The following is an 18,303-nucleotide window of genomic DNA, read 5'->3' on the forward strand; positions in this document are numbered from 1 at the left end:
ACGCTATCTATTACTTCAGTTTCCTGTCCTCTTCCTTAATTGGCAAGTCGTTTATACTGGCGAATCGCTTTTGCATAAGTCCATTAGCATCAAACTCCCAGTTTTCATTTCCGTAAGCTCTGAACCAGTTTCCATCGGGATTCTGATATTCGTACTCAAATCGCACGGCAATTCTGTTTTCCGTATGTGCCCAATATTCTTTTTTGAGTTTGTAATGTCTTTCCTTCTCCCACTTTTGAGTCAAAAAGCGAATAATAGCCTCTCTCCCATTGACAAACTGATCTCTGTTTCGCCATTCGCTATCAACGGTATAAGCTTTTGAAACACGCTCAGGATCCTGACTGTTCCAGGCGTCTTCTGCCAATTGAATTTTTTCTAATGCCGTTTCATAAGTAAAAGGCGGCAATGGTAACTTCTGTTCCATAATTATAAAATTAAAGTTTGAATTATTTTTTTGGATTGCTCGATAAGATGATTTGATTTGAATAACTGACTTTCAATGATACAGCTTTCGAATAGTAAATAAATATGATCTGCCAAAAGCTCATTCTCAATCTCCGCTTTAAAGTAATTTCGTAAGTCTGATTTATGGCTTTGAATGACACTCAGTACTTTCTCGTTATCTGAAGGTATTTCTGAAAGTAGATTCAAAAAACTACATCCTCTGAAATTTTCCTTTTGATTCATGGCTATTAAAAAGTCAAAAGAAGCCAAAACTTTTAATTTAAAATCTTGTTGATCTGAAGTGAATTGTTCCAGCTTCGTAAACCAATATTCATGACGCCACTCTAAAAAAGCGACACATAAATCTTCTTTTGATTTAAAATGCTGATAAAAACTCGCTTTTGCCACTTTTGCTTCTTCAATAATCTGATTTATACCTGTGGAATTATATCCTTGGGTATGAAACAAAAAAGCGGCTTTTTCTAAAATTCGTTCTTTGGGTTGCATGTCTACTATCTGTTTTGAATTACAAATATACAACTTTAAATCAAAAAACAGACAAGTCTGTCTATTTAAATAAATCTTCTATTTTTTTAACCGCAAAAAACGCGAAGGTTTACGCAAAGTACACCAGGGTGAATTCTGAAGTAATTTTTCTAAAGACTTCCTAAGCAATACCAAATAAAAAATCCAAATTCCACTTGAACATTGGAATTTGGATTTTTTAAATTTGGAATTTTCTAATTCAGTGAATTATTATCTGCTCCACTCAGCGATACTGTCTTTATTTAATTTTACGTAATCCTGATTTTTAGCAGCTTCTGCAGCAGCAAGGGAAATTTTAGCGGTTTCAATTGCTCCTTTTTTATCTCCTTGTTTTGCCTGAATTTGCGATTTCAATCTTAAAATGTAATATGGTTTATCAGCGCTTAGGTCTAATGATTTATCTACATAAGTTCTGGCCGTTTCGATGTTTCCGTTAGCCTGAAACAAATAAGTAGCAGCCGAAAAATAATCGTTTGAACTTGGACCTCCTAAAACTTTCTCGATACTTGCTGTAGCCGTTTTTGCAGTTGGTACTTCAAATTTTAATGCTACATGAGAATTTTCCCAAGACATTTCTAAATAACCGTAGTTTGGATCTAAACCATTAATTCCAATAGTAAAAGTTTCTACCGGAGTTGGCAATGCGTCTTCTTTTACCGTAGTTCTCAGCGCCACATAAGAATCGCTCCAGTTTTCAGGTAGTCCCCAGTTGTCAGTAGAAAGGTAAAATATAACTTCCCAGCTTTCGATTTTAGGAATAGTATAAATTGCATATTTACCTTTTTTCAATGTTTTCCCGTCGATCACTACATCATCACTAAAGTTAATGATCGTGTTTTCATTAGCTCCGGTTCTCCATAATTTTCCAAAAGGAACTAAATTTCCAAATACAGCTCTTCCTCTGGCACCCGGTCTTGAATAGGTAACTTCAACGTCGGTCAATCCAACGGTTTGTTTGATGTATCCCTTAGGACTCGCTTGTGGAGTTTTTATTTGTGCTTCTGAAGCAAAAGGAGCCAAAACAATGGCCAATGCAATAAGTAGTTTTTTCATTTTCGTAGTTTATTTTGTTCCCTCAAATTTACAAATTCAATTAGCGAATAAATGTTAAATTTAACTTAATTCAAGCGTCTAACTGTGATATTTTTTGCGCGTTCAGCTCGGCAAAGTGATTGATAATCAAATCGGCATCTGATAAATCCTGTAATTTCGAATGATGACTATTATACCCCACACAATATACGCCAGCACCTTTTGCTGCTTTTACTCCATTTGTACTGTCTTCAATGATAATACAGTTTTCTTTCGGAGCTTTCGATAGCGAAGCCGCATGTACAAAAATGGCCGGATTTGGCTTAGATTGCGGAAAATCTTCACCACTCACAATATCGGTAAAATACTGGTGCAAATTGAATCTGGTAAACACACGTTCAATCGTTACTTTTGAAGCCGAAGAAGCTAAAATTAACTGTATTCCGTTGGCGTATAAATCTTTTATTAAATCTTCAACACCTTCTAATAAATACAAATCTTCTTTGGTATCAAAGGCATCATTAAAAATATTTCTTTTTCGTTGGATTAAATCTTCAACTTCGTGCTCAATTGTTGGAAAAAGCTCTTTTAAAGTTTGAAAAGTATTTCGCGTCGAAAATCCGGTAAACGAAGTGTACATTTCTTCCGTTACTGTAATATTCAGTTCGGCAAATTGTTTGTAATAGGCATAACGATGTACAGGTTCAGTGTCTACAATGACACCATCCATATCGAAGATTACTGTTTTTATCATTTTTTTAAGGTACTTTTAAAGGTTCAAAGGCTCTGAGAAACAAAGGGACAAAGGTTTCTTTTGTTTCAGGTTTCAAGTTTTTTGTTTGTGGTAACTTTGGCAAATTTTCTTTGTTTTAACCCGTGAAACTTGAAACCTGAAACTTGAAACAATTTAAAACAAAACTACTCCTTCTTAAGCAAATGACGGATCACCGTTTCAGCAACATGTAATCCAAATAATCCCGGCATATAACTGTTGGTTCCGTAGAATGATTTTTTGAAGTTCTTTCCGTCTGTTAGTTTTAAACTTTTCTCGTCCTGAATTTCCGAGGAGAAAACTACTTTTAGTTTGTTTATTTTTTCAGCTTTTAAACGCTTTCTGATTGTTTTAGAGAAGTAACAGTTTATTGTTTTTGAAATATCAGTTACTTTTACTTTCGAAGCCAGCATTTTTCCGCCCGCACCCATACTGCTGATGATTTTTACTCTTTTACGTTTTGCAGCAATGATCAGATTCAATTTTGGTGTAATACTGTCGATACAATCCAACACATAGTCAAACTCAGAAGAAACCATCTCAAAAGCTCTTTCAGGGGACAAAAACTCTTGTACTCTTGTTAGTTTCAACTCTGGATTAATGTCCATCAATCGGTCTCCAACGATCGTAATTTTAGGTTGACCAACAGTGGAGTGCAAAGCCGGTAACTGTCTGTTAATATTTGTAATATCCACTACATCGCCATCAACAATAGTCATACTTCCTACTCCTGCTCTTGCCAAAAACTCAGCTGCAAATGATCCAACTCCTCCTAAACCTACTACCAACACATTGGAATTTTGTAGGTTTTGCAATCCTTCTTTCGTAAATAAAAGCTCGGCTCTTTCTGTCCACTCTGCCATATGTTAATCTTGTTATTTTTGTTTATTTTTTTATTTGTTTCAGGTTTCAGGTTATTTGTTTCAAGTTTCAAGTTTCAGGTTTTACGTTGGTCAGTTCGAGCGAAGTCGAGAACGTAATTGGAACCTTAATTCTCATTACTTTCCCCCAAAAACAGCATTGAAATTATTTGACACAATCTTTTGCAATTCCTTAATGGTTAAACCTTTATATTGTGAAGCTAAATCATAAACCTGCTCTATACTTTCCTCTATCGTATCGGTTTCCAAAAAGAAGCGATCATTGGGAACAGTCTGAAAAACAGTTTTCAAATCCGGATTTCGCAAAAGATATTTCCCAAACGAAATATAAAATCCGTCTTTAATCAGCTGCGCAGCAATCTGACCATTTTTAGAAAAACCATGAACAATCATCGGAACCGAAACTTTCATTTTCTTCTTCATCGCAATCACTTCCTGAAAAGCAGCAACACAATGGATGACAACTGGTTTTTGATACTTCTCCGCCAGTGCCAGTTGCTTTTCAAAAACAACTATTTGTTGATCCAACGGAATCTCGATTCGTTTGTCTAAGCCGCATTCACCAATAGCCAGACAATTATTCGATTGCAATTTTTCTTCTATAATTTTCAATTCAGCATCAATTTGATCCTCTTTTATGTACCAGGGATGAATTCCTATGGAATAAAACGGAATCGAAGCATCAAACCCCTGTGGGTATTGATTGACCAATTCCAGCACATTGGCTTGATTTTTAAATTGATGAGTATGAAAATTAAAGAATTCCATTTAATGAAATGCTTTAACTCCTGCTTTGATTTCTACATTCAGATCGTTTTCCAATGGAACTATCGGACATGAATACTTATGATTATAAGCACAATACGGATTATAGGCCATATTGAAATCAACTGCAATTGTGTTTCCTTTTGGAACTTTTAAATCAATGTATCTTCCTCCTATGTAACTTCCTTTTCCTGAAGTTAAATCTGAAAATGGTAAGAACAGATGATCTTTATATTCCTTCGTTTTTGAAAGCTCTATATTTCTGTAAACATTCAATTTAAGGGCAACTCCGTCAATTGTGAAATATAAAGTCCCGTACTTAATGTATTTTGGCGTTCTTGTTCCGGTCGTTTTCATTTCGAAAACTTTTTCGTTTTGTGCTTTCTCCAATTTTGCTGTCACAAAATACTTTGCATTTATGGGATAAAAATCTAAACTTTTAAAGGTTTTCAGATCTTCTGCCATTAATGGACTTGTCTTAGCATCAGCATATTCTGAATTTATTGTCTTTTGAAACTTTTCACTTTCCTTTTGATTAAATTTACTTTGTCCCAGGCAAAAATTAATCGCTAACAATACTAAAAAAACTATACTATTTTTCATCTTAGAAATTTTGAGCAAAAATAGTTCAAAAGTAACAAAGCAGCAACCGCTCATCCATACAAAGTTTACTAACTTTGTTGCAAATAACTTATTTATAATGCTTAAAACCGCTTTTAGCCGCTACATCAATAATTTTAAAGGTTTTTCGAGAGAAATTTGGATTCTTGCTATTGTTACTTTTATCAATCGTGCCGGAACCATGGTGCTTCCATTTTTGTCCAAATATTTAAAAGAAGATTTACATTTTACTTATAATCAGGTAGGCTGGATTATGGTGGCTTTTGGTTTCGGATCAATGTTAGGTTCCTGGCTGGGTGGAAAATTAACAGACAAAATTGGGTTTTACAAAATCATGATTTTTAGTTTGTTTACTAGTGGAGTTTTCCTTTTCCTTATTCAATATGTTACCCATTTCTGGACGCTTTGCATCGCGATATTTTCTTTAATGACCATTGCCGATATGTTTCGCCCGGCGATGTATGTTTCGCTTGGTGCCTATTCTGAACCTGAAAACCGAACGCGCGCCCTTAGTTTGGTGCGTCTTGCCGTTAATTTAGGATTTGCGGCAGGTCCTGCATTAGGAGGTTTGATTATTATGGGAATGGGGTATTCAGGCCTATTTTGGGTAGACGGTGCATCATGTATCATCGCCATTTCGATATTTGCCTTACTGGTTAAAGAGAAGAAAAAAATACTACACGAAGATAAAATCGAAAGTACCGATGTTAAAAAATCAGTTTTTCAGGACAAAATCTTTTGGGTCTTCTTGTTTGTGTGTTTCGCGACGGCTATCATATTCTTCCAGCTTTTTACCACCTTACCGCTGTATCATAATGAAAAATTTGGTTTAAGCGCGTTTCAGACTGGACTCTTAATGACACTAAACGGGTTGCTTATTTTTACTTTGGAAATGCCAACTGTTGCTTTTATGGAGAGGAAAGGCTTTCCTAAAATAAAAATCATTACACTTGGATCTTCCATTATAGCCCTGAGTTTCTTTTTACTGTTGATTAATGCTTGGGCATGGATTCTGATAATCAGCATGATTCTTTTCTCGATTGGAGAAATTCTCAACTTCCCATTCTCGAATGCTTTTGCCCTAAGCCGGGCACCACGCGGACAGGAAGGCCGTTATATGGCACTTTATACTATGAGTTTTAGTCTTGCACATATTGTAAGTGCAAAAGTAGGATTCGAAATCATCTCCCGATTCGGATACCAAATCAATTGGCTTTTCATGGCTTCTATTGGAGTTTTTGCCACGCTATGCTGCTTTTGGATTAAAAAGGCATTGACTAGGGAGAAAATTTCTTAAAAACTTACTCTCCTTATATCGTTTATCGTTTATTAAACCCGACAGGTTTCAAAAACCTGTCGGGTTTATTTATATATGAAAACAATTTTTACAGCTCAAAGTCCAGTAATTCTCTTGGATGTTTCCCTAATCCTTCTTATTTAACCCTTTGAAGAAAATCGATTGTTTCCTTCACTTCTTTTTTAAACTTTAAATCTACGAGTGCATTTTACCCCCGAAACCATGTTAAAAACCTATAAAACAACTCATTAAACTTAATTTCAAACTAACTTTAATGCCTCTAAAAGATATTCAAAACGTAATTTTTAGTTAAATAACTATTTTTATAGTTGCGTAACTAGAAAAATAGTTGTAGGTTTGAATTAAAATTAGAAAACATGCAAAAGTTAACGAACAAAGAAGAGGAAATCATGCATATTTTATGGAGGCTTAAAAAAGCTTTCGTAAAGGAAGTTCAGGCAGAAATAACAGAAGATCAACCCCACTACAATACCTTATCGACTATAGTGCGTAATCTGGAAGAGAAAGGATTTGTGGCTCACAATGCTTTTGGAAACACACATCAATATTATCCAATCATTACTTTAGAAGCCTACAGTAAAAAGTATATGAATACGGCAATTGACAACTATTTTAATAGTTCGTATAAAAATATGGTTTCATTCTTTGCTAAAGAGGAGAAAATTTCGGCGGCAGAATTACGTGAAATTTTAGACATGATCGAAAATCCAAAAGGAGAAAAATAATTGTTTATGGAAGCACTTTTCTTATTTATCGCAAAATCCGGTGGTTTATTAATATTGTTTTATTGTGCTTATTATTTTTTACTGCGCAAAGAAACTTTTTTTTAACAGCAACAGATGGTTTTTATTGGCTGGTTTGATTACCTCAGTAGTGTTGCCTTTTTTGGTATATTCTAAAACTGTGTGGGTAAACCCTACTCCCGTAACCAATGTGAATTATACAACTGTTTACCAGCCGGCGCTTATCGAAAATACTGCTCCCTTAATCAACTGGAATCTGGTGCTGCTTTCAGTCTACGTTATAGTACTTCTAGGATTACTTTTAAAATTTGCCTTTGACTTTTATAGTTTAAATGCGGTTCTGAAAGGAAAAAAAATCACACAGCAAGCCGATTTCAAATTCATCGATACCAACGAAAATATTGCCCCTTTCTCTTATTTTGACTATATCGTATACAACTCATCAATGTATACGCCTTCGGAATTAGAAAGTATTATCGAACATGAAAAGGTACATAGTGAGCAAAATCATACTGTAGATGTTTTACTGTCCAGAGTATTTTGTGTTCTCTTTTGGTTCAACCCGATCATGTGGCTGTATAAAAAAGCAATTCTTCAAAATCTGGAATTCATCGCCGATAGTGAAGCTGCACGAAAAATCTCCGACAAAAAAGCGTATCAGTACACACTTTTAAAAATCACAACACATGAAAATTGTGTTGCCATTACCAATCATTTTTATCAATCATTAATCAAAAAACGAATCATTATGTTAAACAAAAATCAATCAAAGAAAAGAAATTCCTGGAAATTTGGAGCAATAGTTCCCGCACTTGCCGCATTTGTATTATTGTTTCAAATCGAAGTAATTGCCAAAGAAAAACAACAAACGACAAAGGTAATTTCAGGAAAAACAGAATCTGTAGATGTTTACAAAATCAAAAAAAATACGACAGATGCTGAATTGAAGGAAATCAAAGAAAAATTGAAATCAATTCATAACATTGAATTTAAAGCTTCTGAGATAAAAAGAAATTCTGATAACGAATTAATATCAATTAAAATTGATGTTAAAAATGGTAAACAGCAAGCACAATCTGTTCAGACTTCTGGAAATGATGCCATTAAAGATTTTGGATTAATTGTTACAACGGACACGAATGGCAGCAAAAAAATTGGCATTCAGACTGCTGATGAAAATACTAATTCTGAAAGCCACAAAGAATCCAAAAAAGTAAAAAACAAAAAAGTAATCCTTAAACAAAGTAAAGATGTTAACACTAATTCTGGTACTGACGAAAAAATTACTGGCAATACTCGTACAAATACTAGCACTACTACTGTAATTACTGATGATAACGGAACAACCAGCGTATCTACTTCAAATAGTGATGGCAAAATTATTGTTTCGACATCAGGTAAAGCCAGCACAAAAGGGCCTAAACTTACCATCGTTGACGGAGTTGAAATGCCTGCCAATTATAACCTGGAAGACCTTAAACCAAAGTATATTAAAAAAATGAGCGTTTTTACAGGAAGTGAAGCAACTGCTAAATATGGAGAAAAAGGGTCTAATGGTGTAATCGAAATCGAAACACATCAATAGGAAAGCTTAAAATGCAAAAGCTAACCAACAAAGAAGAGGAGATCATGCACATTTTATGGAAGCTTCAAAAAGCTTTTGTAAAAGAAATTCAGGCAGAGATCACAGAAGATCAGCCACATTACAACACTTTATCTACAATTGTTCGTAATCTGGAAGAAAAAGGCTATGTAAGTCATAGCGCTTTTGGAAATACACATCAATACTACCCACTTGTGAGTATTGAAGAATATCGAAAAGGGTTCATGCATACTGCTATCGATAATTATTTTAACAGCTCTTATAAAAGTATGGTTTCATTTTTTGCCAAAGAAGAAAAAATCTCGGCAGCAGAATTACGAGAAATCTTAGTCATGATCGAAACTCCCTAAAAGAAAAAATAGTTAGTTATGGAAGCCTTTTTCATTTTTATCGCAAAATCAAGCGGACTGGTAATATTGTTCTATTGTGCTTATTATTTTTTATTACGCAAAGAAACCTTTTTTAACAGCAGCCGATGGTTCTTATTGGCAGGATTAATTACCTCCGTTGTTTTACCTTTTTTAGTTTACACCAAAATTATATGGATAGAACCCGCTCCTATTGTTCAGGCTCCAGTAATGGCTGCCTCAAAAGCAACAATTGCTGCAATGGATTATTCGAAAGCCTATGTTGCTCCTGCTGTAGCAGAAGATCCTTTTGAAATTAATTGGAATTATGTTGTACTGGCTGTGTATGGTATCGGATTTCTGGCTTTGGTCATAAAATTCATGATTGACTTTTATAGTCTTAATTCTGTCCTAAAAGGTAAAAAAGTACTCCAGCAGGCCGATTTCAAATTTGTAGATATCAACGAAAACATTGCTCCTTTTTCTTATTTTGATTATATAGTATACAACTCATCAATGTATACCGCATCAGAATTAGAGAGTATTATTGAACACGAAAAGGTACATAGTGACCAAAATCATACGATGGATGTTTTAATCTCGAGAGTATTTTGCGTCTTATTCTGGTTCAATCCTTTTATCTGGCTGTACAAAAAAGCAATTCTTCAAAACCTTGAATTTATTGCCGACAGTGAGGCTGCCAAAATAATAACCGACAAAAAAGCGTATCAATACACGCTTTTAAAAATAACAGCACACGAAAGCTGTGTTGCAATCACCAATCATTTTTATCAATCATTAATCAAAAAACGAATTGTCATGTTAAACAAAAATCAATCAAAGAAATGGAATTACTGGAAGTATTATGCCATCATTCCGGCACTAGCTGCTTTTATCTTTTTATTCCAAATTAAAACCATCGCACAAGAAAAAGAAGCTAAAGAAGTTAGAGAATCAAAAGGGATCATCAAAAATAATGACTCAACCGATGTTATTAAAATCCAAAAAAACACTACAGATCAGGAACTTAAAAAAATTGCAGAAGATCTTAAACAAAAACACAATGTTGATGTTGTTATCTCGGATGTAAAAAGAAACAGTGAAAATGAGCTGACCGCCATTAAAGTGGATGTAAAAAGACAAAATGGAAAAACGCAAACCATTCACATTGAAAGCAATAAACCTATTAAAGGCTGTGGAATTGTGGTATCTACCCAAAATAACGGTTCCAAGAATGTAGCCTTAATAACGGATGATGCTCCAAGTACACCCCGAATTTTTAGAAATCAGGTTGCAGAAAGAGATGAAATCAATGATACAGATGGTGGCCCTCTAGCGCCTCCAACCCCTCCAACTCCTCCAACTCCACCGTCATTTCCTATTGGAGCAATGCCGCAAATGCCATCATTAGACGTTCCCATGCCTCCAATGCCACCAATGAATCCAGGCAGTAAAGCTGACATGGCTAGATTTAAAAAAGATATGGCCGAATATGAGAAGAAAATAAAATCAATCGAACCTGGGATAGCTGCTTATGAAAAGCAAATAAATGAATTCTTAGGACAAAAGAATTCCAGCTACGAGAAAGAGATGCAAAAATATGAGGCCGCGATGGATAAATTTAGTGCTGAGATGGATAAGTTTGCTCAGGATATAGAAGGTAAATACGGTAAAGATTCTAAAGAGTACGACATCAATATGAAACAGTACGAAGAAGACATGAAACAACATGAGCAGCATATGCTACGATATGAAGTCGACATGAAAAAACATGAAAAAGAAATGAAGAGACACGAAAAAGAAATGAAAAAGCTTGAGAAAGAAAGCAGAAAATCGTAATCTTGGCTTTACTTCAAAACACTATAAATACTTAAAAATCAAACTAAAAGACTTTGCCTAACCGCAAAGTCTTTTTTTTATATCTTTGCAAAAAATTAAGCACTCATGTACAAAATTTTAGCACAAATCAACAAGATACTGTTACCGAGTTTTACGAAACAAGGTCTGGACATTACGAAAGCAAAAAAATGGCAGATGGCCGTTATTGGTTACCGTGCTTATGTTACCAAAAGAGCTTTAGGATAGTATTCTAAAAAATCTCTTCAAAGCTCTACTTAACCGCCTTTGGTTATCGGCTATATATTTGCCGTTTTTCTCTCCATTACATTTCCATGAAAAATAAAGAATTCAATATCCCCCCTGTTTACGCTGTGCTTCTGGCAATTATAAGTGTTCAGTGTGGGGCTGCCATTGCAAAAAGTTTATTCCCAACTATAGGTGCTGCGGGAACAGCTTCTTTGCGAATTGGAATTTCGGCTGTCCTATTACTTTTAGCATACAGACCCAATTTAAAAGCAATTACTCCAAAACAATGGAGGATCGTTCTTCCATATGGTTTGACACTTGGCGCTATGAATTTAGTTTTTTATAGTGCAATAGAACGAATCCCGATTGGTCTGGCAGTGACACTTGAATTTATAGGTCCGCTACTGGTTGCCATTGTCGGTTCGAAGCGTTTGCTTGATTATTGCTGGGTTGTACTGGCAGGAATTGGAATAGTTTTAATAGCTCCCTGGTCAAATGACCAAATTGATCCTATAGGTGTTTTATTTGCTCTTTTTGCAGGTGCTTTATGGGCTGCCTACATTGTTCTGGGCGGAAAAGTTTCTAAAATTATGCATGGTGGAGAAGCTGTTGCCACTGGAATGCTATTCGGAGCCATTTTAATTCTACCGTTTGGTATCTATGAAAACGGATTGGTAAATCTTACGCCTAAACTCTTTGGGATGGGTGTTGCTCTGGCTCTTCTATCCAGTGCCATTCCATTTACACTCGAGATGAAAGCTCTGGGTCAGCTTCCTCCTCGTACTTTTAGTATTTTAATGAGTTTAGAGCCTGCTGCGGCAGCTATCTGCGCTTTTATTTTCTTGCAGGAACATTTAAACTTTTATGAAATTTTAGCCGTTATATGTGTTGTAATTGCTTCGGCGGGATCAACTTTAACGGCAAAGAGGTAAATCACAAAAATTCAAATTCCAAATTCCAAATCCCAATTTGAAAGTCGGAATTTAGAATTTGGAATTTAAGAATTGGGTTTAAGACTTGGTGTCTAAAAATTATATTAACTTTTTGGCAACAATACCGTATCAATTACGTGAATTACACCATTTGACTGATTTACATCTGCAATAGTAACTTTAGCACTGTTTCCGCTTTCGTCAGTAAGGTATAAATCTTTTCCTTTCATCCAGGCTGTCAGTGTACCACCGTTAACTGCTTTAATAGTTGCTTTTCCTTTACCTTCTTTAATTGCTTTTGCAATACCGGAAGCATTCCATTTTCCTGCTACTACATGGTAAGTCAGGATGTTTTGAAGCATTTTTTTGTTTTCTGGTTTCAATAATGTTTCAACAGTTCCTTTTGGTAATTTATCAAATGCTGCATTTGTTGGGGCAAAAACAGTAAACGGTCCCTTTCCTTCAAGGGTTTCTACTAATCCGGCTGCTTTTACAGCTGCTACTAATGTCGTGTGGTCTTTTGAATTAACGGCATTTTCAATAATATTTTTAGTAGGATACATTGCGGCTCCTCCAACCATTACGGTTTTTTGCGCAAATGATGAAAATCCAAATCCTAATACCAGGATTGCTACGGCTAAAAAATTTCTAGTTTTCATAATTAATATTTTAAGTTATAAGCTCATTTACGCGGTAATACTAGTTTTGGTTTTAATACATTTTCAAAAAAACTAATATTACACTGAATATTTCTCAAAATCCGCTAAATAACAAGGCTTTAGAAATGAAATATTTTTTATAAAAAATCGAACTTCCTTCCCTTTTAATTTAAATACATTAATCTTAAATCATTATTTTTTCTGAGAATCGTTTGATTCAGGTAAGCCCCAATTCTTGTATATTTTTTATAGAATGATACCCCAACTTACGATAACTTTCAAATTGTGCTTCATCAAAAAACTGATCTGCCGTGGACTGCTGTGGAAAATCAGGATTAGCCAGAGCGTATTCCCGTATGTCAATGGGCTCATCCCCCGTCAATGCGGCTTTTATATAGATTAACGTTCCTTTTCTTTTTATACCTGGATAAGTGATTTCTCCTTTGATGACATGCTTCTTTTTATCCTCTTCAGCAAGTTTCGTAATATCTTTAAAGTCTTCAAAAACAATCTCCACACCAAAATCAATTCGGCATCTTCTAATGGCATTGGCCAATCCTTCGCAAGCCACATCCTGATCTTGTTCGCCGTCTCCTAATATGATATGATGACAACGCCTTCTAATAAGTTCATACAATCCCATATTATCAAAATGTCCTCCATCTGAAAGACATACATAGTCCATATTGATATCGGATTTTCCGGTCAAATCATGAATTAGGTACAGCAAACCTCCTCTTGGATCAGAATCTTTCCATCTCTTAAGTCTCGTATTACCAATCCACCATCCCAGGCGGACATTAAAGATTGTCAATAAAAAAGCCATAGGCGCCGAAGAATGATATCCCCAATTCGGATTTACCGCTGCCCCTGAAATAGCCATTGCTGTCCCGATAGTTGGTCCTCCTTTTTCATTAGAAAACTTATTAGTAGGACGATAACCGTATTCATACACATGATCCACATCATACGTAGACGGGCGTGTCGGACTAAAATCATAGCCACAATACAAGGGTGTAAATACAAACGATTCTGCTTTACGATCCTGGCGGTCCAATGCCGAAACGACAGTGGCATTAAGTGCGGTATTGAGAATAGGATATGGACCAAAATAACCGTCTTCAACCTTCATAGACGATAATAATATATCATCATTTGTATCAAAGCCTGTAAATGCATTTGCAGTTTTAATACGGTCTTCCCTGCTACGCGTAGCTCCCATAAAAGCTCTTATAAGACGGTTGCGATAAAAATGATGAAGCGAAAACTCATTAACTCCAACACGCCAACTCAAGAAAAGCGTGACTAGCGCTAATCCTACTGTGGTGAGACGATTTACAAAATCGCTATTCCCTATTCTTATCAGGTTTATTATACCTGAACCTATAAGCAGTACACCAATCATAAAAATAAAGGGTACAAGTTTAACAACGATGTTTACATAACTATTACTCTTCTTTGGATCTTCGTCACCTTTGGAGGCAAATGCTATTTTTACTCCCCAGGCCACTACGCCGGCCCAACCTCCCGTAATGGGTAGCATAATCAAAGCATCTTTAGCTTTGAAACTGTCCCATAAATCGGGCATAATAAATACTGCAAAGCAAATAATAACCCAGAAAAGCACAAAACGATTTATATAACCCCCGGTTCTTCCCCACCACTCCCGACGATAATCGGGAAACATTTTACCCAATATAGCCATCCTTGTTATTATGGCAAGAGAAAAAATTTCAAGAACGATAGGTAGTCCAAGCAACAGCATTACTTTATCTGAACATACTTTCGGATTGAAATTTCTAATCGGAATAAGTATCGATTCATAATTTTTCCAAAACAGATAAAGCAATATACTTAAAACCACCGCAGCAATAGCTGAAGATATTATTAATATTATGGTAAACCAGTTTACAAATCCGGTTTTAGTTGCTTCATTTTTAGCTTCTTTATTTTCTTCGTCAGATGCCTTTTCTGTTACTACATTTGCTTTTCCCAACTGAATAAGATCGTATCTTTTGTGATAATTACCCAATATTGCAACAAAAATCAATGCGATAAATCCCGGAAGTGATACATTATAAATAAACCATCCGTAAAGATCTTCATGCTTTCGGCAAATTTCGTCGATACTAATATTAAACATAAATGTGCTAACCAAAAAGGCACAGATAATTGTCCAGATTATGAGTAAATAAGGCAAAACACTTGATACCTTTGTGAGAAAGGGTATATCTAAATTAAGAATATTCCAAATTTTTGTTGCCCGTGCCACTTTTCTTTTCCGCTTAATTTTATAATAGGATCTCATGGCAAAAGCTGCAGTTAGTGCTCCAATTGAGAGCATTACAGTATTCAGCCAGAAAAACGGAATTTCATCCTTCTTTTCTAATCCTTTAAAGAATAACCCCAGTATTTCCCAGCCTTTATAAAGATCTAAAATGGTAGAAAAAACAGTTAACAACACCAATAATAACAATACCTGATTGACAAGGGTATTCCTCAGCCACGTCATTCCGGATGTCCAGGCGTCCGGCGACATCATACCTACGTTTGGAGAAAGATAATTACTAAACATCCTAAGCCAGCGTATAGGACGGACTTCATCGGCAAAAGGGTCGGACGATTTATCCGGACATAACTGATCTGTAACTTTACTAAAAGATCCGGAGCGTTTGATCCAGGAGGTATACCAGGTACCAATATACCCACCTCCTGATACCGTAGAAATATAATCGATTTTTTCTAAAACATCCAGACTTGCCAATTTCTGGAGTATTCCAAGATTAAAGGTAGCCGAACGAATACCTCCACCGGAAAAAGCAAGACCGATAAGCTTCATATCAGTAGCTCTTGACATGGGATCGCGGACTTTCGATTCACTACTGGCTATTTTTAACAGGTTCTCATATACACTATCATCACTTGTTGTCGATGCCTGCCATTCCTCACTTCTCTTTTTACGGGCTTCCCTTATCTCATCCAGTTCATCATTAAATAAGGTTTCAAACGGCAATGGAAACTCAGTTCTGATTTTTCTTGTAGACTTATTATTTAGCAATTGTTCAAGAAGCTGTTTATCATCAGTAAGATAAGTGAGAGCCTGCTCTCCGTTTTCATTCCACCAATCCTTATGTTTCTTAGCATCATCATCATTTAGAATCTCTGAGTAATCGTATACTTTATCTTCTGCGGCATAAAATTGATAAAGACGAATCTCATACGCTGATTTATTCTGTCCTGTAATTGCCTGAACCACTTGTACCGGCATGTACCGAAGTGCCGCTGACAGTTCTTTTCGTTTGCCCAAATTTTCTTTGTACAACGCTGTCCGTATGCGCTGTCTCCAAAAGAAAGGTACTCTGAATAACAACAGTTCACTTGATTCAGGTTTATCCATGTACCTCTCATCAATATTATCGGCTAGCCAACCTAAAAGATCATAGAGTATATCCAAATATATTTTTGTCAAATTCTTATCTCCATGCTTATCAGGGCTATGCCAGACTAAATCTGTTATTTCATCTATCTGTCCGGGAGTTAATTCATTTATACCGTATTGATATTGATTTTCATTCTCGTTCCCGAGATTCTTCCATGAATCTTTTTCTAAAAGGGCTTTAGGAAAGGTGTTCTTAGGATTACTTTTTAAAATATCCTGAAAAAGAGTCAGATAGGATATTGCTTCGGCGGTGAGATCGGTTACTATATCCATAATAAATGAGGTTTAATGATTAATAGATTAGAGGAATTAAGCTGTCAGAAAAAAACAATCGATTATTCGACTGATTCTCTGTAAAATACCGGGATTTTCAGCACTTTAAAACTGTACTAAATTACATCAAAAAATTCTGTAGAAAGCAGGTGGAATTACCTGTTTATGAAACATCAATCCTGCTATTTAAAATCAATTTTAATCAACTGTTTTTAGTTCAATATATTTTTATAACTTTAGAATCAAAACCAATTTATTATGCAAAATCTTCCAAAAAAAGTAAGAAGTAAAAAATTAAATGCAAAAGTTGATTTAACCGCTATGGTAAGTGTTTCATTTTTGCTGATTATATTTTTTATGGTTGTTGGGGAATTATCGAAACCTAAAGCGATGGAATATTATACTCCAGATTGTGGTGATGAGTGTTTTTTAGGAGGTTGTTATAGACCAGATGAAAATCGTTCAACCACAGTGCTTTTAGATAAAAATAACAAAATTATTGTCTACTCCGGATTAATATATGCTCCTATTGCTGCTCCAAAAGGGATGCAATATGGTAAAAATGGAATAAGAAGGGAATTGTTTGAAAGAAATAAAACAGTTCTGGAATACTCAGCCGCTTTGGGGAAACCCGGACGCGGACTTACCGTTATAATAAAACCAAGCAAAAAATCCAGTTATGGTAATTTAGTTGATATAATAGACGAAATGAAAGTTATAGGTATAACTTCCTACTCTATTGTTGATTATTACACTCCAGAGGAAGAAAATTTACTGGCGTCCAATTAATTCCTTTTTAAAATTTAAATTAAATTCTATGCAAAATCTTCCAAAAAAAGTAAGAAGTAAAAAGTTAAATGCAAAAGTTGATTTAACCGCTATGGTAAGTGTTTCATTTTTGCTGATTATATTTTTTATGGTTGTTGGTGAACTATCAAAACCTAAAATCATAGATTTAAGTTTGCCAAGCAAAGAATGGGAAAATAAAATTGTTTGTGGTATGGGTATAAGCGATCGACTTATAACTGTGTTACTTGATAAAAACGATAAAATAATTATTTATCAAAATCTATTACCTTACAGTACAGAGAGACCAAAAAAATTACAATATGGTAAAGAAGGAATTCGTAAAGAACTACACAACACAAACAAAGCAATTCTCAAATATTCTGCTGCTATCGGAAGACCTGATAGAGGAGCTATCGTTATCATAAAGCCCTGTAAAAAATCAAGCTTTAAAAATCTAGTAGATATTCTAGATGAAATGGCAATTGCTAAAATTGAAACCTATTCGATTGTAAATGAATTTACTTCCGAAGAAGCTAAATTACTGGCTTCAAAATAAATTATAAGTACCCATACAAAAGTTCTCGACTCCGCTCGAACTGACCAAACCTGTGAAACTAAAAAAGTCCCACATTGCTGTGGGACTTCCTCTTTGCTCATTTATTTTTACTTTTTAACAAACTTCACTTTGAAGCTTCCTTTGTCTGATTTTACTTTTATAAAATAATTGCCTGTACTAAGATTTGAAACATCAACCGTAGAAACTGATTTCGCATCTGGAACTGATACAACCAACTGGCCAAAAATATCATAAACTTCCAACGATTGTATTTCTGCGTCTTGTTTCGTTTTAATAGTCAAAACATCTGACACGGGATTTGGATAAAGAACAAAATAATTGGAAAACTCAAAATCCTGAATTCCCAGTGTTTTAATACTCACGGTTATTGGCAAACGTGTCGGACTTTCTACATCTCCGTCTTTTGTAGCTCCGTAATAAGTTTTTCCGTCAACTAACGCTGTTGCAGGGTCTACACGATTACCGCCAACCGGGGCG

At 35.2% G+C, this 18,303-nt stretch carries 19 protein-coding genes; 9 read left to right on the top strand and 10 right to left on the bottom strand.

Translation table 11 applies throughout. The features are described from left to right. Positions 1-10 precede the first annotated feature (10 nt). The 7 genes from C245_RS0121000 to C245_RS0121035 all read right to left on the bottom strand — a co-directional run bounded on the left by C245_RS0121000 (position 11) and on the right by C245_RS0121035 (position 5,043). On the bottom strand, positions 11-424 hold the full coding sequence (locus tag C245_RS0121000) for a nuclear transport factor 2 family protein (RefSeq protein WP_017498589.1): 414 nt from the start codon (positions 422-424) through the stop codon (positions 11-13). Between the two features lie 2 nt (positions 425-426). Then, positions 427-951: a TetR/AcrR family transcriptional regulator gene (locus C245_RS0121005; RefSeq protein ID WP_017498590.1), complete on the bottom strand. Its 525-nt coding sequence runs from the start codon at positions 949-951 to the stop codon at positions 427-429. Positions 952-1,200: 249 nt separating this feature from the next. Continuing rightward, the gene (locus C245_RS0121010) at positions 1,201-2,043 is read right to left on the bottom strand and encodes a DUF2911 domain-containing protein (RefSeq protein ID WP_017498591.1); all 843 of its coding nucleotides are present in this window, start codon (positions 2,041-2,043) and stop codon (positions 1,201-1,203) included. 70 nt (positions 2,044-2,113) lie between these two features. Next, the gene (locus C245_RS0121015; protein WP_017498592.1) at positions 2,114-2,776 is read right to left on the bottom strand and encodes an HAD family phosphatase; all 663 of its coding nucleotides are present in this window, start codon (positions 2,774-2,776) and stop codon (positions 2,114-2,116) included. Positions 2,777-2,940: 164 nt separating this feature from the next. Continuing rightward, a complete protein-coding gene (locus C245_RS0121025) occupies positions 2,941-3,657 on the bottom strand; it encodes a ThiF family adenylyltransferase (protein ID WP_017498593.1) in 717 nt (238 codons plus the stop codon). Positions 3,658-3,792: 135 nt separating this feature from the next. Beyond that, entirely contained in the window at positions 3,793-4,443 is a 651-nt protein-coding gene (locus C245_RS0121030; RefSeq protein WP_017498594.1) for a TatD family hydrolase, read from the bottom strand. After that, positions 4,444-5,043 (bottom strand): DUF1684 domain-containing protein, encoded by a 600-nt coding sequence (locus C245_RS0121035; protein WP_026110205.1) that lies wholly within the window; start codon positions 5,041-5,043, stop codon positions 4,444-4,446. 97 nt (positions 5,044-5,140) lie between these two features. Here C245_RS0121035 and C245_RS0121040 point away from each other — a divergent pair, with 97 nt between their 5' ends. From C245_RS0121040 to C245_RS0121070, 7 genes are all read left to right on the top strand, one after another. Then, entirely contained in the window at positions 5,141-6,358 is a 1,218-nt protein-coding gene (locus tag C245_RS0121040) for an MFS transporter (RefSeq protein ID WP_017498596.1), read from the top strand. Positions 6,359-6,735: 377 nt separating this feature from the next. Continuing rightward, on the top strand, positions 6,736-7,104 hold the full coding sequence (locus C245_RS0121045) for a BlaI/MecI/CopY family transcriptional regulator (RefSeq protein ID WP_017498597.1): 369 nt from the start codon (positions 6,736-6,738) through the stop codon (positions 7,102-7,104). A gap of 178 nt (positions 7,105-7,282) precedes the next feature. Then, a complete protein-coding gene (locus tag C245_RS23370) occupies positions 7,283-8,707 on the top strand; it encodes a M56 family metallopeptidase (RefSeq protein WP_232424393.1) in 1,425 nt (474 codons plus the stop codon). An 11-nt stretch (positions 8,708-8,718) separates the two neighbouring features. Then, the gene (locus C245_RS0121055) at positions 8,719-9,075 is read left to right on the top strand and encodes a BlaI/MecI/CopY family transcriptional regulator (protein ID WP_017498599.1); all 357 of its coding nucleotides are present in this window, start codon (positions 8,719-8,721) and stop codon (positions 9,073-9,075) included. A gap of 18 nt (positions 9,076-9,093) precedes the next feature. After that, entirely contained in the window at positions 9,094-10,911 is a 1,818-nt protein-coding gene (locus C245_RS0121060; protein ID WP_017498600.1) for a M56 family metallopeptidase, read from the top strand. A 105-nt stretch (positions 10,912-11,016) separates the two neighbouring features. Continuing rightward, positions 11,017-11,157 (top strand): hypothetical protein, encoded by a 141-nt coding sequence (locus C245_RS0121065; RefSeq protein ID WP_017498601.1) that lies wholly within the window; start codon positions 11,017-11,019, stop codon positions 11,155-11,157. 86 nt (positions 11,158-11,243) lie between these two features. After that, the gene (locus C245_RS0121070; RefSeq protein ID WP_017498602.1) at positions 11,244-12,089 is read left to right on the top strand and encodes a DMT family transporter; all 846 of its coding nucleotides are present in this window, start codon (positions 11,244-11,246) and stop codon (positions 12,087-12,089) included. Between the two features lie 104 nt (positions 12,090-12,193). Here the strand turns inward: C245_RS0121070 and C245_RS0121075 are convergent, their stop codons facing one another. Together C245_RS0121075 and C245_RS24305 are read right to left on the bottom strand one after the other, a co-directional pair. After that, a complete protein-coding gene (locus C245_RS0121075; protein WP_017498603.1) occupies positions 12,194-12,748 on the bottom strand; it encodes a fasciclin domain-containing protein in 555 nt (184 codons plus the stop codon). Positions 12,749-12,965: 217 nt separating this feature from the next. After that, on the bottom strand, positions 12,966-16,460 hold the full coding sequence (locus C245_RS24305; protein ID WP_017498604.1) for a patatin-like phospholipase family protein: 3,495 nt from the start codon (positions 16,458-16,460) through the stop codon (positions 12,966-12,968). Positions 16,461-16,718: 258 nt separating this feature from the next. On the opposite strand from C245_RS24305, the gene C245_RS0121085 reads away from it, so the two are divergent. Both C245_RS0121085 and C245_RS0121090 read left to right on the top strand, forming a co-directional pair. Beyond that, positions 16,719-17,249 carry a biopolymer transporter ExbD gene (locus C245_RS0121085; RefSeq protein ID WP_017498605.1) on the top strand — a complete coding sequence of 177 codons (531 nt, stop codon included), beginning with the start codon at positions 16,719-16,721 and terminating at the stop codon, positions 17,247-17,249. A 28-nt stretch (positions 17,250-17,277) separates the two neighbouring features. Then, positions 17,278-17,805, top strand: coding sequence for a biopolymer transporter ExbD (locus C245_RS0121090; protein ID WP_017498606.1), 528 nt, complete (start codon positions 17,278-17,280; stop codon positions 17,803-17,805). A 107-nt stretch (positions 17,806-17,912) separates the two neighbouring features. Here the strand turns inward: C245_RS0121090 and C245_RS0121095 are convergent. Next, positions 17,913-18,303: T9SS type A sorting domain-containing protein (locus C245_RS0121095; protein ID WP_026110206.1), on the bottom strand; the 391-nt coding region annotated here is incomplete at its 5' end.

Source organism: Flavobacterium sp. WG21 (assembly GCF_000335775.1).
GTDB classification, from domain to species: Bacteria; Bacteroidota; Bacteroidia; order Flavobacteriales; family Flavobacteriaceae; genus Flavobacterium; species Flavobacterium tructae.

Excerpts from the sequence above, each read along its gene's own strand:
- C245_RS0121000 (WP_017498589.1), bottom strand. The coding sequence starts at position 424 with ATGGAACAGAAGTTACCATTGCCGCCTTTTACTTATGAAACGGCATTA.
- C245_RS0121005 (WP_017498590.1), bottom strand. The coding sequence starts at position 951 with ATGCAACCCAAAGAACGAATTTTAGAAAAAGCCGCTTTTTTGTTTCAT.
- C245_RS0121010 (WP_017498591.1), bottom strand. The coding sequence starts at position 2,043 with ATGAAAAAACTACTTATTGCATTGGCCATTGTTTTGGCTCCTTTTGCT.
- C245_RS0121015 (WP_017498592.1), bottom strand. The coding sequence starts at position 2,776 with ATGATAAAAACAGTAATCTTCGATATGGATGGTGTCATTGTAGACACT.
- C245_RS0121025 (WP_017498593.1), bottom strand. The coding sequence starts at position 3,657 with ATGGCAGAGTGGACAGAAAGAGCCGAGCTTTTATTTACGAAAGAAGGA.
- C245_RS0121030 (WP_017498594.1), bottom strand. The coding sequence starts at position 4,443 with ATGGAATTCTTTAATTTTCATACTCATCAATTTAAAAATCAAGCCAAT.
- C245_RS0121035 (WP_026110205.1), bottom strand. The coding sequence starts at position 5,043 with ATGAAAAATAGTATAGTTTTTTTAGTATTGTTAGCGATTAATTTTTGC.
- C245_RS0121040 (WP_017498596.1), top strand. The coding sequence starts at position 5,141 with ATGCTTAAAACCGCTTTTAGCCGCTACATCAATAATTTTAAAGGTTTT.
- C245_RS0121045 (WP_017498597.1), top strand. The coding sequence starts at position 6,736 with ATGCAAAAGTTAACGAACAAAGAAGAGGAAATCATGCATATTTTATGG.
- C245_RS0121055 (WP_017498599.1), top strand. The coding sequence starts at position 8,719 with ATGCAAAAGCTAACCAACAAAGAAGAGGAGATCATGCACATTTTATGG.
- C245_RS0121060 (WP_017498600.1), top strand. The coding sequence starts at position 9,094 with ATGGAAGCCTTTTTCATTTTTATCGCAAAATCAAGCGGACTGGTAATA.
- C245_RS0121065 (WP_017498601.1), top strand. The coding sequence starts at position 11,017 with ATGTACAAAATTTTAGCACAAATCAACAAGATACTGTTACCGAGTTTT.
- C245_RS0121070 (WP_017498602.1), top strand. The coding sequence starts at position 11,244 with ATGAAAAATAAAGAATTCAATATCCCCCCTGTTTACGCTGTGCTTCTG.
- C245_RS0121075 (WP_017498603.1), bottom strand. The coding sequence starts at position 12,748 with ATGAAAACTAGAAATTTTTTAGCCGTAGCAATCCTGGTATTAGGATTT.
- C245_RS24305 (WP_017498604.1), bottom strand. The coding sequence starts at position 16,460 with ATGGATATAGTAACCGATCTCACCGCCGAAGCAATATCCTATCTGACT.
- C245_RS0121085 (WP_017498605.1), top strand. The coding sequence starts at position 16,719 with ATGCAAAATCTTCCAAAAAAAGTAAGAAGTAAAAAATTAAATGCAAAA.
- C245_RS0121090 (WP_017498606.1), top strand. The coding sequence starts at position 17,278 with ATGCAAAATCTTCCAAAAAAAGTAAGAAGTAAAAAGTTAAATGCAAAA.